The following is a 16,082-nucleotide window of genomic DNA, read 5'->3' on the forward strand; positions in this document are numbered from 1 at the left end:
ATACGACCCATTACCGCCACCTTATTTTTGTAAACAATAATCATATCGGGAAAAATATAAATACCGCCACATCCCACACTGCATGAGACAAGATAATAGCGGCAAAGCGGTTCGGAAAGAAACGGTAAAGCGCCCCCCATGCCGCCCCCACCACCAGAGCCGCCATGACCAGCATGAAGTTGCAGGAACCGGCATGCACCAGTGCATAAATCAAAGTAGCCACCACAAAACCCGCATTCGGATTCCAGCGTTTGGAAAGCGTGCGTTGCACATAGCCGCGCCAGAAAATCTCTTCCGCCGGCCCTATCAGCAACAGCAGCAATGCTGCCAGCAGCCAAGGAGACTCTCCCTCTTTCATCCCATAAATGGAGTCCACCTGCGGACGGGCAAAATCGAACATCCAAGATGACACCTTATCTCCCAACCAGAAAACGCCCCACAAAGCAACGGCAATGCCCACTCCCAGCAAGACATTCGGCAAGCTCCACTTCACCTCCCGCCACCAGCCGGGATTGAACAAGGTGGCAAACACGGACAGCGTGAGCGCAGAACCGGTCATCATCCACCAGAAATTCACGAAAGGAGCCGTCCAAGGCGAAAACATGACCGTCCACAGCACGGCAGCCAGCAGAATGGTAAAAATCAGTTTCTTCATGACAACAGACCGGCTACAACGAACGACAACGTGAACAGCAGACTGAACAACAACTGGAGTTTTGCCGTCATCTCATCCAGACCGGCTATGGCACCTTCCCCCTTTCCGGGAAAACGGGACACCACCCGTACATTGCCTATGGCAGGAACCAGTGCCGGCATCACCAGCAGAGTCCATAGAGGAAGAGTTCCCGCAGCTATCAAGCCGGCTATCCAGCCAAAAGGAAAAAGGACTTCGGCACAATAAACGTACATCGACGCCTTTCCTCCCAGCTTCATGGCCAGTGTCTGAATCTCGGCACGGGCATCGGTACGCATATCCCGTGTATTATTGGCATGCAGAATGGCCACCGTAATCAGTCCCACCGGCAGAGCTATCCACAAGACATTCCAGTCAACTACTCCCGTAGCCACATAGCAGGTACCCAACGTCGGCAGCAAGGCATACGCCAAAAAGATGACGACATCGCCCAACGCACGATACTTGAGCGGCGGATAAAGCAACGAGCAAGCCGCGCCGCCTATACCGATGTACAGCAACGGCAACCCCGTACGCCACAGCAGGCCGACACCCGCAACAAGGGCAACTGCCAGCAATGCCATCGACAAGCCATATATCTCGCGCGGAGCAAACATCCCGTCGGTCAAGGTCTTGGCGCCAAAGGTATCCCTTGCATCGACCTTATGCTTATAGTCAAAATAATCGCTCCAGGTATTCCCGGCAGCGTGAAACACAATGATGTTCAACAATGCCCAGATACCGTTCACCCAGTTTATGTCCTGCCGCATCCAATACAGATATGCCAACGTCACCACCACCGGCATCGAAGAGGCGGGGAATGACCACGGACGCACCGCTATCATCCAATCTTTCAAAGAATGTTTCTTCATTTGTTATTTATCATTTATTTGTGCGCAAAAGTACGAAATATCTTCGCTTTTTTAAGTAATTTCGCGCACAAGATAAAAGAACCCCTTATGATAAAAGCTCTGTTTTTTGACATCGACGGAACCTTGGTCAGCTTCAAGACCCACGAAATTCCCGTTTCCACTATTGAAGCGTTGACTGCTGCCAAGGCCAAAGGCATACATATCTTCATTTCTACCGGACGTCCGCGCGTCATCATCAACAACTTGTCCGCCTTGCAGGAACGGAATCTGATAGACGGCTACATCACGATGAACGGCGCCTATTGCTTTGTAGAAGACACCGTTATCTACAAAAGCCCCATACCGACAGCGGAAGTGGATGCCTTGACAGCTTTCTGCCACGAACGCAACATCCCATGCATCCTGGTGGGAGAGCACGACATCTGCGTGAACCAGCCCGGCGAAGTAGTGGAGGAAATCTTCCATCACCAATTGAAAGTGGACCCCATCGAAGCAAAGCCCTATACCGACAGCCATGCCGACAAAGCCTTCTTCCAGCTGACTCCCTTTATCAACGCCGAGGAAGAAGCAATCATCCTGCCCTCCGTCCCCCACTGCGAGATGGGCCGCTGGCATCCTGCCTTCGTAGACGTGACAGCCAAAGGAAACACCAAGCAAAACGGTATCGACCAGATTATCCGCCACTTCGGCATCAAGCTGGAAGAGACCATGGCCTTCGGCGACGGAGGAAATGACATCAGCATGTTGCGCCATGCCGGTATCGGTGTAGCCATGGGCAATGCCAATAACGACGTAAAAGCTGCCAGTAACTACACAACCACTTCTGTTGATGAAGACGGCATCGCCAACGCCCTGAAATATTTCGGCATAGTCGGGAATCCATCATAAATCTGAAATCTTTTGAGCTTCGTTCCCGATACACAAAACAAAGAGTTTCAAGATGCCTTGAACCTCATTCAGTATACCCGTCAGTCCGTATTCCTGACGGGCAAAGCAGGTACGGGCAAATCGACCTTCCTGAAATATATCTGCGCGAATACGAAGAAAAAGCATGTAGTGCTTGCCCCTACCGGCATAGCCGCCATCAATGCCGGAGGCAGTACCCTGCACAGCTTCTTCAAACTGCCTTTCTACCCCCTGCTGCCCGATGACCCGAACTTCAGCCTTCAACGGGGACGCATCCACGAATTTTTCAAATACACCAAACCCCACCGCAAACTACTGGAAGAACTGGAACTGGTCATCATCGACGAGATTTCCATGGTACGCGCCGACATCATCGACGCCGTAGACCGCATCCTGCGCGTCTATTCCCGCAACCTGCGCGAACCCTTCGGCGGCAAACAGATATTATTGGTGGGCGATGTGTTCCAGTTGGAACCCGTCGTCAAAGGAGATGAACGGGAGATACTGAACCGATTCTACCCTACCCCTTATTTCTTCTCTGCCAGGGTATTCGGCCAGATAGACCTTGTCTCCATCGAACTGCAGAAAGTATACCGTCAAACAGACAGCAAGTTCATCCATGTGCTGGACCACATCCGCAACAATACCGTCGGCTCTACCGAACTTCAGCTGCTCAACACCCGCTATGGCACCCAAATAGAGCAATCGGAAGCCGACATGTACATCACCCTCGCCACCCGCCGTGACAATGTGGACTACATCAACGACAAGAAACTGGCGGAACTTCCCGGTGACCCGGTCACCTTCTACGGCGAAATCATGGGAGACTTTCCCGAAAGCAGCCTCCCCACCTCGCAGGAACTGGTACTGAAACCGGGCGCACAAATCATCTTCATCAAGAATGACTTCGACCGCCGCTGGGTGAACGGCACCATCGGCGTCATCAGCGGCTTCGACCCTATTGAAGAGACCCTCTACGTCATCACCGACGACGGCAAGGAATGTGACGTCAAACGAGAGTCGTGGCGAAACATCCGCTACAAATACAACGAAGAAAAGAAACAGATTGAAGAGGAAGAACTGGGAACCTTTACACAATATCCCGTGCGCCTGGCATGGGCCATCACCGTCCACAAGAGCCAAGGGCTGACCTTCAGCCGGGTAGTCATCGACTTTACCGGCGGCGTGTTTGCCGGTGGGCAGGCATACGTAGCCCTCAGCCGCTGCACCTCGCTGGAAGGTATCCAGCTGAAAAAGCCCATCAGCCGTGCCGATGTATTCGTGCGTCCGGAGATTGTCAGCTTCTCCGAACGCTTCAACAACCGCACCGCCATCGACCGTGCCTTGAAGCAAGCACAGGCAGACGTTCAATACGTTGCCGCCGCCAAAGCCTTCGACAAAGGGGACTTCGGCACTTTCCTGGATGAGTTTTTCAAAGCCATCCATTCCCGCTACGACATCGAGAAGCCCAACGTGCAGCGCCTCATCCGCCGGAAGCTGAACATCATCAACCGTCTGAAAGAGGAAAACCGTGCACTGAAGCAAGCAGCATTGGAGAAAGAGAAAGCCCTCGTGAAGTATGCCCGCGAATACATCCTTATGGGTGACGAATGCCTGAAGCATGACATGAAGGAGGCGGCCATGAAAAACTATGAGAAAGCCGTCACCCTCTGTCCCAAATTCAAAGAGGCCTGGAAGAAGATAAAGAAACTGGAGAAAGAGATGCTAAAAAGGTGAATTGCTTGTTTATAAGCCGATTATTATCTATTTTTGCATGTAATATAAAACTCAAATCCATTTCTGCCATGCTTCTGAAACTTTATGAAAAAAATAACAATCCCGCCGACCTGCAGCAGGTGGTCGACCTACTGAATGACGGAGGTATCCTTATCTACCCTACCGACACCATGTATGCCATCGGCTGCCACGGACTGAAGGAACGAGCCATCGAACGTATCTGCCGTCTTAAAAATATCGACCCCAAGAAGAACAATCTTTCCATCATCTGCTACGACTTGAGCAAGGTCAGCGAATACGCCAAAGTGGACAACAGCACCTTCAAGTTGATGAAGCGTAATCTGCCCGGAGCTTTCACCTTCATTCTGAACGGCACCACCCGCCTGCCCAAGATATTCCGTAACCGTAAGGAGGTCGGCATCCGTATGCCGGACAATTCCATCATTCAGGAAATAGCCCGCCTGCTGGATGCTCCCATCATGACAACTACATTGCCGCATGAGGACAATGAGGACATTGAATACTGCACAGACCCGGAACTGATTGACGAGAAATTCGGTGATATTGTCGATTTGGTAATAGACGGCGGTATCGGCGGTACGGAAGGCTCTACCGTAGTGGATTGCACCAATGGGGAGCCGGAAATCATACGCCAGGGGTTAGGCTGGCTGGACGAAGGATAAATATTGAATTCCGGCCACAATTTCCAAACCTTTTCAACTTCTTTTATGTTTCTTTACTAAGAAATACAGGAACTTTATGAGCACAAAAGAGCAATATTGGAAATATTCGCTGATAGCCATCATTATCGGGCTGGGAATCATTCTTTTCAGACAAATAGCCCCATTCATGGGCGGTCTGCTGGGAGCCTTGACTATCTATATCCTGGTGAGAAAGCAGATGATGTATCTTTCCGACAAGCGGAAAATGAAGCGCAGCATAGCTGCCACCCTCATTACGGCAGAGGCAATTCTTTGCTTTCTGGTTCCGCTTGGGCTGGTGGTATGGCTGGCTGTGGTCAATCTTCAAAACATCAATCTGGACCCGCAAGCCATTATAGCTCCTTTCGAAGAAGCGGCCAACATCATTAAAGCCAAAACCGGCTACTATATCTTGGGGAAAGACACGGTGGCATACGTCATTTCAATTCTTCCCCGCATCGGGCAAGCCATCATGGGAGGTATCAGCAGTTTTGCCGTCAACATCTTCGTACTGGTCTTTGTACTCTACTTCATGCTGATAGGGGGCAAAAAGATGGAACAGTACGTCAACGACCTATTGCCGTTCAACGATGACAATACACAAAACGTCATCCACGAAATCAACATGATTGTCCGCTCCAATGCCATCGGCATCCCCTTACTCGCCGTCATACAAGGAGGAGTAGCCATGATAGGCTACTGGATCTTCGGTGCTCCCAACATCTTGTTCGCCGGTTTCCTGACCTGCTTCGCCAGCATCATCCCAATGGTAGGAACAGCGCTGGTATGGTTTCCGATAGCTGTCTACATGGCATTGATAGGCAACTGGGTTCAAGCTATCGGCCTGGCCATCTATGGCGGTGCAGTCATTTCACAGCTCGACAACCTGATACGCTTCATCATCCAGAAGAAAATGGCAGACATTCATCCGCTTATCACTGTCTTCGGAGTTGTAATCGGCTTGTCCCTTTTCGGATTCATGGGTGTCATCTTCGGGCCACTGCTCTTATCACTATTCTTTCTGTTCGTGGATATGTTTAAAAGAGGGTATTTGGATGCAAGGGGGAAGACGACGGAATAAGTACTTCATTTTTCATATTCCACCACTTTCCTCAACGGAGCCAACAACCTTTCCAATACATTCTTGTCAGCAAGGATAATGTCTGCCGTACCTTTCAACTCACGCGAAACAGGCAGCTGTTTGCCGTAGTTGGTCTGCATGCCGTCAGGCAAAGTTATTTCTACTATATACATTCCCTCTTCCGTTGGAGCAGGAGAGATACTTGCGACCTGCCCTTTTACATAGCCAAACTCCTGGTCGGGATAATTATTCAGACGTATATGCACCCGCTGTCCCACATGTACCTTACCCGAACCCTGCAAAGGAAGTAGAGCCTTACCTAACACCCTTGAACTGTCGGATGGCTGAATCGTGAAAACCGTTTCACCGGCTTTCACATTCTGGTTACGACTCCAAACCGTCATAAAAGTAACCTTCCCCCTGACCGGACTTTTCAATAAATAAGAGTGCTCCCATGCACTCAATTGCGCGGCTAACTGCTCTATGGCATTCTTTAAATCAGTCCGGCGACTCTGTTCCTCATCGTATGCTTGCTTACGTATATCCAACATATTTTCCTCATGTTGTACCAACTGCATTTCTGCCTGAAGCAAACTCATACGTACCTCTTCTTTAGAACGCAAACTTTGCAAATATCTGCTTCCAGACTCCTCAAATTCCGCAGCAATCATAGCCTTACGCACATATAGAATAGAATCACGGGTATACATACTTTCGGCAAGCTTTATATCCTTATCAATCAACTCATATTCCCGCTCTGCCAACCGAAGATAGGAGCGTTGTCCACCCAGTTGTTTTTCCTGAAAACGAAGTTTCCGAGCGTAATAGTCCAACTCCATAAAACGTGCATATTCTGTAAGTGAAGTAATGAAAGCTGCAAAAGCCGATTGCAGTTCCCCCAACTGCCAGCGCCTGCCGATAAAAAGCTCCACTCCTTTCTGCCAATCATAATCCTGCGTTTCCCATGCCTTCATCCATTTCTTAAGAAAACGCACATCTTCAGAAGACGCAGCATTGCCAATCACTCCTAAATCCGCATCCGTACTCACCAGACTCCCATTCTTCACATAAAGTGTATCCAGCTTCCCCGTAGCATGTGACAGCACAAAGGCGGGAGGCTCTTCCGTAGCCAGAGTCACCTCTGCCGCCAAGGTGTCCGGATACCTGAATATCCAACAACCAACCAGTATCATCAGCAAAATCAACGCCAAGACAGTGATTCCACACCTCACTACCCAGGGAGAGATATGGTTCATCACCTCCTGCACTTCTTCACTGCGGAGTTCTATATCTTTATATTTCTTTTCTTCCTCCATTCATTAACTACCCAATTCCAACTGGTTCTTAACCAGCCGGTAATATAGTCCTTTCCGCTCCGTCAGTTCCCGATGGGTACCTTCCTCCACAATGCATCCCTTATCCAGCACCACAATCTTATCGGCATCCTTCACCGTGCTGAGCCTATGCGCCACTACCACCACGGTTTTTCCTTTATAGAATTCATGCAGATGTTCCATAATCTCTTTTTCATTATTTGCATCCAAGGCATTGGTGGCTTCGTCGAAGAAAAGAAATTCCGGATTTTTATACACAGCACGTGCTATCAGCAAACGTTGTTTCTGCCCTTGGCTGATACCATTCCCCTCCATACCGATTTTGGTGTTATATCCCAATGGAAGAGAATCTATAAAATCACGGATATTGGCCACCGTCACGGCGTGACGTAGCCGCTCCACATCAACCTGCTCCTCTCCCACAACAATATTCTGCGCAATGGTTTCCGAAAAGATAAAACCATCTTGCATCACGGCTCCCGTCTTGGCACGCCACAAGTGGGGATTTATGTTCTCTAACGAAGCATCACCCACCTTCACAGCCCCCTTATTGGGCGAATAGAAACCAAGCATCAGTTTCACCAGAGTAGTCTTTCCACTCCCGCTCGCACCTACAATAGCTGTCACTTTATGTTCGGGAATCACTAAAGAGACATTATCCAGCACATAGTCTCTATCCGCTCCATCGTAACTGAAGCACACATTTTCCATCTTTATATCCCGTCTCTCAGGCAAAACGGACAATTTGGAAGCAATATCCTGCTCCTCATCCGGTTTCCCATGTACCTCATTCAGCCGTTCCAGACTTATCTTGGCGTCCTGAAACTGCTGCGCAAATCCTATAAAAGAAGAGACCGGCGCACTGAGCTGACCGATGATATAAGTCAGAGACATCATCATACCCAGTGTCATCTCCCCTTCCACCACCGCCTTTGCCGCAATAAACGAGATTATAATATTCGTGGTCTGATTGAAAAATACAGAACCTACTTGTTGTACTTGCCCCAAAGCCAACCCTTTTACGCTGATTTTAAACAGTTTCACCTGAATACGCTCCCACTGCCAGCGCTTCTGTGTCTCGCAGTTATTCAACTTTATTTCCTGCATAGCGGTCACCATCTGCACAAGGTTACTCTGCTCTCCGGCTGCTTGTGCAAACCGACGGATATCCAATTCACGGCGATATTTCATAAAAGCAAGTATCCAGGCAATATACAAGCTGTTACCTAAAAGAAAGATTCCCAATACCACCAAATTGTAGTAAGCAAGTACAATAGCAAAGATGAAAAAACTGACAAAGGAAAAGAGCGTACTAATAGAAGAACCTGTCAGAAAATTCTTTATACGGTCATGGTCACCAATGCGCTGTATAATGTCTCCCACCATCTTCGTATCAAAAAAATGAAGCGGCAACTTCATCAACTTTGCCAAAAAGTCCGAAATAAGGGAGATGGATATACGCGTATTCACATGCAACAATATCCAGCTACGGATAAACTCTACCGATAGTTGTGATACCGAGATTATAATCTGCGCAACCAGCACTAAGGTAATAAAGCTCAAATTTCCGTCACTGATACCCACATCCACCAAGGCTTGCGTAAGAAAAGGTAGGATAAGCTGAAGTAAGCTCACCACCAACATGCCCAATATCAGCTGAAACAACTCTTTCCTATAGGGAGTCAGATAACGGAAGAAAAAACGCAACCCTCTTTCTTTCAGTTCCGGTTCTCCCTCACCATTATAAAAGTCAGGAGTGGGTTCCAGTGCAAGTGCAGTCCCCTTCTCTTCTCCGTCCGATTTGGTAGCTAACCAGCATCGCTTCAATTCCAGTTCATTATACGTAACCAACTGAGTTGCAGGGTCTGCTATTCTAAACGAGTATTGCCCTTTCTTTTTCTTAACATCATAGCAAACCACAAAATGACTCTGATTCCAATGCAAAATGCAAGGCAGAGGAACATCTTCCGCCAATTGTTCAAAAGAGACACGAACTCCGGACGTTCTGAAACCAATAGACTCAGCGGCATCGCTGATGCCTAACATGGAAACACCATTGCGAGAAATAAAAGAACGGGCACGCAAAGTCTGCAAAGAATAGCTCTTACCATAAAACTTAGCTATCATACGTAGGCAAGTAGGACCACAATCCATGGCATCAAGCTGACGATAATATGGGAATACGTCCACTTATTCAATTGGTATATTACATAAATTGTTTTTTCCTATCACCAGCTCATAATTAGAGATAGAGGGACATAAATCCCTATTAACACATTGGTTACAAGGTTTTTCATTGCCTCTAATTCTAAGCCAAGCATTTCCTTCTGTTATTTCTTTATAGAGAAGTTCCTTTAAAGATGAATCTTGTATATTTCCTAATACACTGCAATTCACATTGGCATAGACTTCTCCCGAAGGATAAATTGTTAACTTACCGAAAAAATTATCATTCAAAGTCCGATGCCTAAATATCGTTTTTCTATCAATAGGGGCAGCCAATATATCTTGCATATCCAAGTAGACATACTCTCTAAAGAAATCTTTATTTTCCGCTGTATAAAAAGGTTTTATTTGAACTACCGTTTCTGCAGGTATCTCCATTTTTTCTATACGTTCCATATCAGATTCATTGGATACTATCAAATTCCACTTCACTCTATCGTACGGGAACTTCTGCATATCTTCAGTCAGCTGATTACCAAAACCTTCAGCATGGACTAAAACTTCTAAAACACATTTGGTCTGTTGCACCAATTCTTCATATTCACTACACAAGAATGTATTATCCAAATACAAATGCACATCTACCTTTGATTTTTCCATGTCAGGAAGCAATTGCCTAACATAGCTATTTTTATTCGGATTTCCTCCTGCAAATATATTAATCCGTTTAATGCCATTCATCAAGAATTGGCGTATTAATCGACGATAATCGTCTGTTTTCAGTCCATCACCGGAGTGAACAGTACAGTGATTTATTTGATGGAAGTAAGAAGTACAAGCCGGACACTCCAACTCACACGTTGCCGGTAAATACAGATTTACTTCATTAAGGTTTTCCATAACACGATTTCCCAAAGAGGCTTTTTTTTCCTCATCTTTGACACGTATATCTGAATTCAAGAACAAAGTTGGCTGAAAGATATAAGGCTTAGGAAATTTCCCGTCATATTCTATACAATCACCCGAAAACAATTCTCTTACAGCCTCAACAAAATGTCTTACAACTTCGTTTTCCATCATTTCCTTATCCAACAAAACACTATACCCATTCGTCGGATTTTGCCACTGTTCAATAATCAACTGTACAATCGGATAATCAGGACAAATCAAATAAGTTGCATTCAGAGTATTATAAACTACTGTTTTGTCATTACTACGCAACAAAAACGCATAAGGCTCCAAATAAAATAAATAATTCATTGCATTTACTCCTTTTTCAATTAATCGACTACAATAGAAGATAACAACTCCTCATAATGATTCGGATAATTCTCAGCATACGTTAAAAAAATCCCAAACTCCTCTTTCAACTTAGCATCCGTTTGTATGCCGGGACATATCAATTGCCCATTCTTTTCCTTCAACAAAAACAAGCACTGACCGCAGCTCCTTTTTAAATAACAGTGTCGACAGCTTTTTACTACCTTTTCGTACATCGAACTATAATATTTAGCTACAGCTGCACAGTCCAAATTCAGTTTTCCATCCTTCAGATATCCAATAGCATGTTCTTGTCCAATCTTTTCGCATGGAAGAATTTTTCCACGAACTGTCAAAAATAATTTGCGTTCAAAAGGGCGACAAGTGCCTGTGGGAATGTATCGGTCTTCCCACCCCGTATCAAACAAATCCAAATAAGTAGCATAACGATTACCACCATATCGCATCAACATCGAATGATAGCTCACGGAACGGCTGCCATCCTTAATGAAAGTATACTTCAAATCCTCGTGTTGCACTGCTTCATCAAAGCTCCTCACTCTATCATTAAACATTTTAGAAAACTCTTCAACACGTTCCGGAATAAGCCCAGTAGTATTTAGCTGCGCCATACGAGGATTCTTCCCAAACAGTTCTTTGATGGAATAATAACATTCTGCAACAGAATTCAAGTTATGCAATACAGAGTTGAAATTTACTTTCTTTTCAAAATAATCCGGATAGGTTTCTTGCAGTTTCTTTACGTTTCTGACTACACGTGAGAAAGACGAATTTCCATGCTTATCTACCCGATAAGCAGATTGCACCTCATTCCCGTCCAAACTAATCAGAATACTAAAATTCTTTTCCACCAAATAGTCCATATACCGGTCCAGTAGCATAGCATTCGTGGTTGTATTGTAATTAAAAATCAAAGAAGGCAAATTCAAACTCTCAATATAGGCAATTGTTTCCTTCACCAGTTTCATATTCAGCAGAGGTTCTCCGCCATAAAATCCAATTGTAATCTCATTTTTATGAGAAACATTATAATCAGAACACCATAGTTTAGTCAAATAATCTACCAATAGTTTTACGTTTTCAAAAGACTGGTCACCTGTTTCTCGCCGGTCATAATTAGAATAAAATTCACCATAACCACAATACTTACATTCCAAATTACACCTATCAGTTACTTCAATCAATAATTGCCGCAACCCTGCAAGGTTTCGTTTTACCAATTCTTCACTATAATCTGTTTGAAATGTTACCTCTCTCTTTTCAAAAAAACAATGTTCTTTCAGAAATTTCAGTTTACGTTCGTAATAATTTGTTCTATCAACAAGTGATGCATCCATATGTTCCATTACAGTTGCCATTTCTTCCGGCACATAAAGAAAATAGCACAAAGCATCCGAATATACATATTGATGCTGATTCCCAGTAGTTATCAAAAAAGACTTATCCATCATTTACTATTTTAATGTAGCAATTACCAATATCGGATTACTCTCTTCCTCTACATTCTCCAAAGTATGGATGAATTTTGCTTTTAGAGATTCATCCTTTACGTCAGAAGTTCTCATCTCGTCTATATCTATCCAGTTGTCTTCACTGTTCGGAATAAGTACATCTATCCAATACTTTCCTTGTGAACGATAATCTACATGGAACGACCCTCCACACAAATCATTATCCAAGATAAAGTACTTAGCACCTTCCAGCCTACGAAGGGTGTGATTACCCAGCATTCGTTCCGTAATCTCGGATTTTCGCTCTTTTACTTTCACTTTTCCAGTCTGTTTGCCATAACAATAAGTATAAATGGTTTCCCCCTTACTGCACAGCAGATAGATATTATCCTTACTCGGATAATAAGAATATATGGAAAAATAATCGAAAGCGCTTCTTTCCCTAAACCAAACATGAGTCGCCCCATAATCACCTTTTTCTTCATGGGTTGAAATGATATATTGAGGTACCAACTCATTCGCAGGGCTGTCATAACGATAAATCGTATCGGTATCCGGATATTTCAAGGTCAACTGATTGCCATAGGTATCTATACTGGTAAAAGGTTCTAACCAATAGTTAACAAACTGCTGGAAATTAATTCCGTTCTTCATAATTTCCTCTTCACGCCCGATATGTGCCGGATTTTTGAATATCTTTTTTTTCTGGTAAGTACTATCAACCCATGCAAAAGACCATACCGAATCTTTTGGTGTCGGTTTATTGATAAATGCCAGATTTTGAGCTATAAAGAACTTGTTATCATACAATGCAAATTGGAAATACATTGTCATAAATACATCATCCGGAGATGTTTTTGCAGCTGTCCGCTTATAATTGCCTTCATAATCATAGACTTTAACTCCAACTATTGTCGTCTGGATATATACTTCTTTGGTGTTCTCGTCCACGAAGAAATCAGCCATTCTGATATATTCTTCCGGTCCTTGTCCAACTTTGCCTACCTTATTCAAGAACTTTCCGGAACGTGAAAATCGGAGGACATGATTGTCTTTATAATGTTTCACCCAGATGTCAGAATCAGTCACCTTCATTTTAGTAATTTCTCCTATTAGAGATTCGTCCGTCACCTCCAACGAAACAATCTCCACTTTCGCAGCAGCTTCGCTCAATGGTAGTAAAGCAACCTTAGACACATTGTCTGATGATAGATTAATAACTGGAGTACCCTCTTCATCTTGCAAAGTATTCTCCTTTTTATTGCCACTACATCCTAATAAGAATGAAGCAATAGCTATCAGTAAAAAACAATTTTTCATAAATACAATCATCAATATACCTCATTCTGAAAGTAGTAGAAAACACACATATCATGCACTTCCACTACTTCCAAAATAACGGTACAAATTACTTACTTCACAATTCAAACAGTTGCAAAATACAATTTTTATTCTCCTATAAACAAGGAAAGAATAAAAAACATCAAACTTGTATTATTTACTACTATTCCTACATGCTATGTGATCCATGAGTACCGCCAGTCCACGATGGAGAGTACAGACTACCTGCAACATTTGCATTAAAGTTGTCAACCGGTCCAGACGGTCCAGCGCAAGCACACAAACAACAGTTTTCTCCTCCCAAAAGGCGATTCAACTCCTTTTCACTGAGTTCAGCTTTATTAAGCTGATCCAATTTAATCTTACCTAACTTTTTCATTGTCATCAAAATTTTAATTAAACATTCAATTTATGTATAGCATAAAACTATCTCTATTATTTATCCACAAATATTATTTCACGATATTTCCAACGCAAAGTATTCTTTGGGAAATTACAATGTAACAAAAACTCCATTTCAGGTAAAGCATATAACTTAGCTAATACATTTTTTACCGACTCACATATACAAACTTTCTCCACACACAGTAACCATTCACCTAAATCTCGCCAAACATCAACTGGAAATAAAAACAATGGTTCAACAGACCTCACTCTATACTCAAACTGACAGAAAAGCCGTTCAACACCTAATACTATTTGCTCCAACATCCAAGAAGTCCGAGAGCGAAACAAAGAATTCTCGTCATAGAAACGAAATAGAAAATAATCTCCTACCCACAATAAGAACTGAAATGTACCCATATAAGGCACTTTCATCTCTTGCCACAAAGCTATCAAGAATTCATCCACATCTGTAAGTTGTTCATCCACATCCATCTCTATCAAAGACTTTTGAGCTAAACATTCTATCAAACATCCCCATTTGGCAAGCCTAATCCCATTTTGTTCTGTAAACACTTTTTGTTGTATTTGCTCCAGCAAATTAAAGTTCTCTCCCTCCATTTGCTTTTTGCCTCCCACATAAGTATCACTCAAAAATCCGGAAAGGCAAAGTGTAAATTGTTTATCCAGCAATAAATCTAAATCCGGATATTGTATCTTATACTGATTCCAGACCAAAGAATTGTTAGGATAAAAGCACCACAAATCTTCTCCGAAAGGGAACTGTTTAGGATGGACTGACGGATTTTGATTCAAGAAAAGTAAAAAATGAGTATCGACCCTTTCCTGTATTTCAACCATATTCTCAATATCAAACGAAAAAGTGACTTTGATATGTTCTCCTTGTTGTTCAGAGAAATAAGCCACAAAATAATGAAACAAACTTTGGAACTCACGATAGAATGAGACAACCTCAGTCAAGAGGCTTCCCCACGCTTTTCGAGAATAAAAAACAGAAAAACAACACCACGCTTTTCCTCCCATCAACGTATAATTCTGTTTCATATTATGCCAAGAGTATTTTATTAGTATAATCAAAATTCCGATATACAATCCCTTGTCCGAACCCATTCGGATTTACCGTTTTACAATCATTATCCATTTTTTTCATCTTCAGATAGTTTATAGCCTCTGTTACACCCATGACAATTACCACTATCAGATTCGCATCTTTAACTTTATAATATTGATGATTAAAATCATACAAACAATTAGATTTGTTTCTAAGTATCATTTCCTCATCTTTAAAATTCAGTCGAATTCCGTTCTCCATCTCATCCCATATTCCTTCTTTCCATTCTCCTTTTATCACAAGTCGATATTTATCCCCTATACATTGTTTTAGCATGTCTGATTCATCCGGATGATTATAATTCATTGCAATATTGTTCTGTATCACTCCTATGCCAAAACGTTGTCCTTTATACAACATCAATACTCTCGTAGAGTAGGGATTTATATAATCCAGATAGACACTCTGCAACTTCTTCAACAAAAACTCTTGTGCTATCCGCTCTTCATCTGCATGCATCAAAACATTATAAAATTCCTTCTGATTAAAAATTTCCTGCACAAGCCCTCTACACAACAAACGATTGAAAAATTCAACATCTTCCAAACCATATCCTACAAACACTTCATTGTATCCTCTCGCCTCAACGAACTCCTTTCTTTCCAAGCAGACCCTTCCGAAAACATCACGATAACAAAGATTACTCGTATAAAATAGACGCTCTTTATTGTTAAATTCTTTTAACATAAACTCTGCAAACCCTCTACCTAAGTAATTATCTGCATCCAAATTGCATACTACTTCTCCTTCTGCCAATCTGAAAACCATATTCCTGCTATGGCTGCGTCGATAATAAGCTGGTTCAGTAGTCCTATAATAGACAAGAATACCCATCTCAATATATTTCATCATAGATTGAGCAATCCATTCTTCTAATCCATCTTGCGAATTATAATCCAGCACAACAAACTCGACCTCATCTACTAAGAAATTATCAAGAATATTCTTCTCCAAAGTTTCTTGTAAATGTTTAAGCCGATTCATACAAGTGATGCAAAATGAGATTTGTTTCATAGTGCTATA

14 protein-coding genes are annotated in these 16,082 nt (G+C 43.3%); 4 read left to right on the forward strand and 10 right to left on the reverse strand.

The genetic code is table 11. From position 1 onward, the window contains the following. Nucleotides 1-40 precede the first annotated feature (40 nt). Both DWX62_RS08170 and DWX62_RS08175 read right to left on the reverse strand, forming a co-directional pair. On the reverse strand, nucleotides 41-655 hold the full coding sequence (locus tag DWX62_RS08170) for a CPBP family intramembrane glutamic endopeptidase (protein WP_120172708.1): 615 nt from the start codon (nucleotides 653-655) through the stop codon (nucleotides 41-43). Beyond that, complete coding sequence (locus DWX62_RS08175; RefSeq protein WP_120172709.1) at nucleotides 652-1,545, reverse strand: prenyltransferase; 894 nt, start codon at nucleotides 1,543-1,545, stop codon at nucleotides 652-654. The genes DWX62_RS08170 and DWX62_RS08175 overlap by 4 nt, the downstream gene beginning before the upstream one ends. A gap of 87 nt (nucleotides 1,546-1,632) precedes the next feature. On the opposite strand from DWX62_RS08175, the gene DWX62_RS08180 reads away from it, so the two are divergent. The 4 genes from DWX62_RS08180 (at nucleotide 1,633) to DWX62_RS08195 (ending at nucleotide 5,970) form a co-directional block, all read left to right on the forward strand. Further along, entirely contained in the window at nucleotides 1,633-2,433 is an 801-nt protein-coding gene (locus tag DWX62_RS08180) for a Cof-type HAD-IIB family hydrolase (protein WP_005835301.1), read from the forward strand. A gap of 12 nt (nucleotides 2,434-2,445) precedes the next feature. After that, nucleotides 2,446-4,188 (forward strand): AAA family ATPase, encoded by a 1,743-nt coding sequence (locus DWX62_RS08185; protein ID WP_009037121.1) that lies wholly within the window; start codon nucleotides 2,446-2,448, stop codon nucleotides 4,186-4,188. A gap of 68 nt (nucleotides 4,189-4,256) precedes the next feature. After that, the gene (locus tag DWX62_RS08190; RefSeq protein WP_005835297.1) at nucleotides 4,257-4,871 is read left to right on the forward strand and encodes an L-threonylcarbamoyladenylate synthase; all 615 of its coding nucleotides are present in this window, start codon (nucleotides 4,257-4,259) and stop codon (nucleotides 4,869-4,871) included. A 76-nt stretch (nucleotides 4,872-4,947) separates the two neighbouring features. Then, complete coding sequence (locus DWX62_RS08195) at nucleotides 4,948-5,970, forward strand: AI-2E family transporter (RefSeq protein ID WP_005823830.1); 1,023 nt, start codon at nucleotides 4,948-4,950, stop codon at nucleotides 5,968-5,970. A 5-nt stretch (nucleotides 5,971-5,975) separates the two neighbouring features. Here the strand turns inward: DWX62_RS08195 and DWX62_RS08200 are convergent, their stop codons facing one another. The 8 genes from DWX62_RS08200 to DWX62_RS08235 all read right to left on the reverse strand — a co-directional run bounded on the left by DWX62_RS08200 (nucleotide 5,976) and on the right by DWX62_RS08235 (nucleotide 16,073). Beyond that, the gene (locus DWX62_RS08200) at nucleotides 5,976-7,286 is read right to left on the reverse strand and encodes an HlyD family efflux transporter periplasmic adaptor subunit (RefSeq protein ID WP_120137773.1); all 1,311 of its coding nucleotides are present in this window, start codon (nucleotides 7,284-7,286) and stop codon (nucleotides 5,976-5,978) included. A 3-nt stretch (nucleotides 7,287-7,289) separates the two neighbouring features. Next, complete coding sequence (locus DWX62_RS08205) at nucleotides 7,290-9,494, reverse strand: peptidase domain-containing ABC transporter (protein WP_120137774.1); 2,205 nt, start codon at nucleotides 9,492-9,494, stop codon at nucleotides 7,290-7,292. Further along, nucleotides 9,495-10,730: a TIGR04150 pseudo-rSAM protein gene (locus DWX62_RS08210; protein WP_005823840.1), complete on the reverse strand. Its 1,236-nt coding sequence runs from the start codon at nucleotides 10,728-10,730 to the stop codon at nucleotides 9,495-9,497. It abuts the gene before it with no gap. Nucleotides 10,731-10,750: 20 nt separating this feature from the next. Next, nucleotides 10,751-12,202, reverse strand: coding sequence for a radical SAM peptide maturase (locus DWX62_RS08215; RefSeq protein ID WP_051009014.1), 1,452 nt, complete (start codon nucleotides 12,200-12,202; stop codon nucleotides 10,751-10,753). A 3-nt stretch (nucleotides 12,203-12,205) separates the two neighbouring features. Then, nucleotides 12,206-13,522: a 6-bladed beta-propeller gene (locus tag DWX62_RS08220; RefSeq protein ID WP_009037127.1), complete on the reverse strand. Its 1,317-nt coding sequence runs from the start codon at nucleotides 13,520-13,522 to the stop codon at nucleotides 12,206-12,208. A 190-nt stretch (nucleotides 13,523-13,712) separates the two neighbouring features. After that, nucleotides 13,713-13,928 (reverse strand): TIGR04149 family rSAM-modified RiPP, encoded by a 216-nt coding sequence (locus DWX62_RS08225; RefSeq protein WP_306795041.1) that lies wholly within the window; start codon nucleotides 13,926-13,928, stop codon nucleotides 13,713-13,715. Nucleotides 13,929-13,978: 50 nt separating this feature from the next. Beyond that, nucleotides 13,979-14,992, reverse strand: a complete 1,014-nt coding sequence (locus DWX62_RS08230; RefSeq protein ID WP_005823848.1) for a hypothetical protein — start codon at nucleotides 14,990-14,992, stop codon at nucleotides 13,979-13,981. Between the two features lies 1 nt (nucleotide 14,993). Then, nucleotides 14,994-16,073 carry a glycosyltransferase family A protein gene (locus DWX62_RS08235; RefSeq protein ID WP_005835286.1) on the reverse strand — a complete coding sequence of 360 codons (1,080 nt, stop codon included), beginning with the start codon at nucleotides 16,071-16,073 and terminating at the stop codon, nucleotides 14,994-14,996. Nucleotides 16,074-16,082: the final 9 nt, after the last annotated feature.

Source organism: Bacteroides sp. AF20-13LB (genome assembly GCF_003603065.1).
GTDB classification, from domain to species: Bacteria; Bacteroidota; Bacteroidia; order Bacteroidales; family Bacteroidaceae; genus Bacteroides; species Bacteroides uniformis.

What these genes read in the sequence shown, in the direction of transcription:
- DWX62_RS08175 (WP_120172709.1), bottom strand. Translation starts at nt 1,545, where the DNA reads ATGAAGAAACATTCTTTGAAAGATTGGATGATAGCGGTGCGTCCGTGG.
- DWX62_RS08235 (WP_005835286.1), bottom strand. Translation starts at nt 16,073, where the DNA reads ATGAAACAAATCTCATTTTGCATCACTTGTATGAATCGGCTTAAACAT.
- DWX62_RS08195 (WP_005823830.1), top strand. Translation starts at nt 4,948, where the DNA reads ATGAGCACAAAAGAGCAATATTGGAAATATTCGCTGATAGCCATCATT.
- DWX62_RS08215 (WP_051009014.1), bottom strand. Translation starts at nt 12,202, where the DNA reads ATGATGGATAAGTCTTTTTTGATAACTACTGGGAATCAGCATCAATAT.
- DWX62_RS08190 (WP_005835297.1), top strand. Translation starts at nt 4,257, where the DNA reads ATGCTTCTGAAACTTTATGAAAAAAATAACAATCCCGCCGACCTGCAG.
- DWX62_RS08220 (WP_009037127.1), bottom strand. Translation starts at nt 13,522, where the DNA reads ATGAAAAATTGTTTTTTACTGATAGCTATTGCTTCATTCTTATTAGGA.
- DWX62_RS08225 (WP_306795041.1), bottom strand. Translation starts at nt 13,928, where the DNA reads ATGACAATGAAAAAGTTAGGTAAGATTAAATTGGATCAGCTTAATAAA.
- DWX62_RS08170 (WP_120172708.1), bottom strand. Translation starts at nt 655, where the DNA reads ATGAAGAAACTGATTTTTACCATTCTGCTGGCTGCCGTGCTGTGGACG.
- DWX62_RS08210 (WP_005823840.1), bottom strand. Translation starts at nt 10,730, where the DNA reads ATGAATTATTTATTTTATTTGGAGCCTTATGCGTTTTTGTTGCGTAGT.
- DWX62_RS08200 (WP_120137773.1), bottom strand. Translation starts at nt 7,286, where the DNA reads ATGGAGGAAGAAAAGAAATATAAAGATATAGAACTCCGCAGTGAAGAA.
- DWX62_RS08180 (WP_005835301.1), top strand. Translation starts at nt 1,633, where the DNA reads ATGATAAAAGCTCTGTTTTTTGACATCGACGGAACCTTGGTCAGCTTC.
- DWX62_RS08230 (WP_005823848.1), bottom strand. Translation starts at nt 14,992, where the DNA reads ATGAAACAGAATTATACGTTGATGGGAGGAAAAGCGTGGTGTTGTTTT.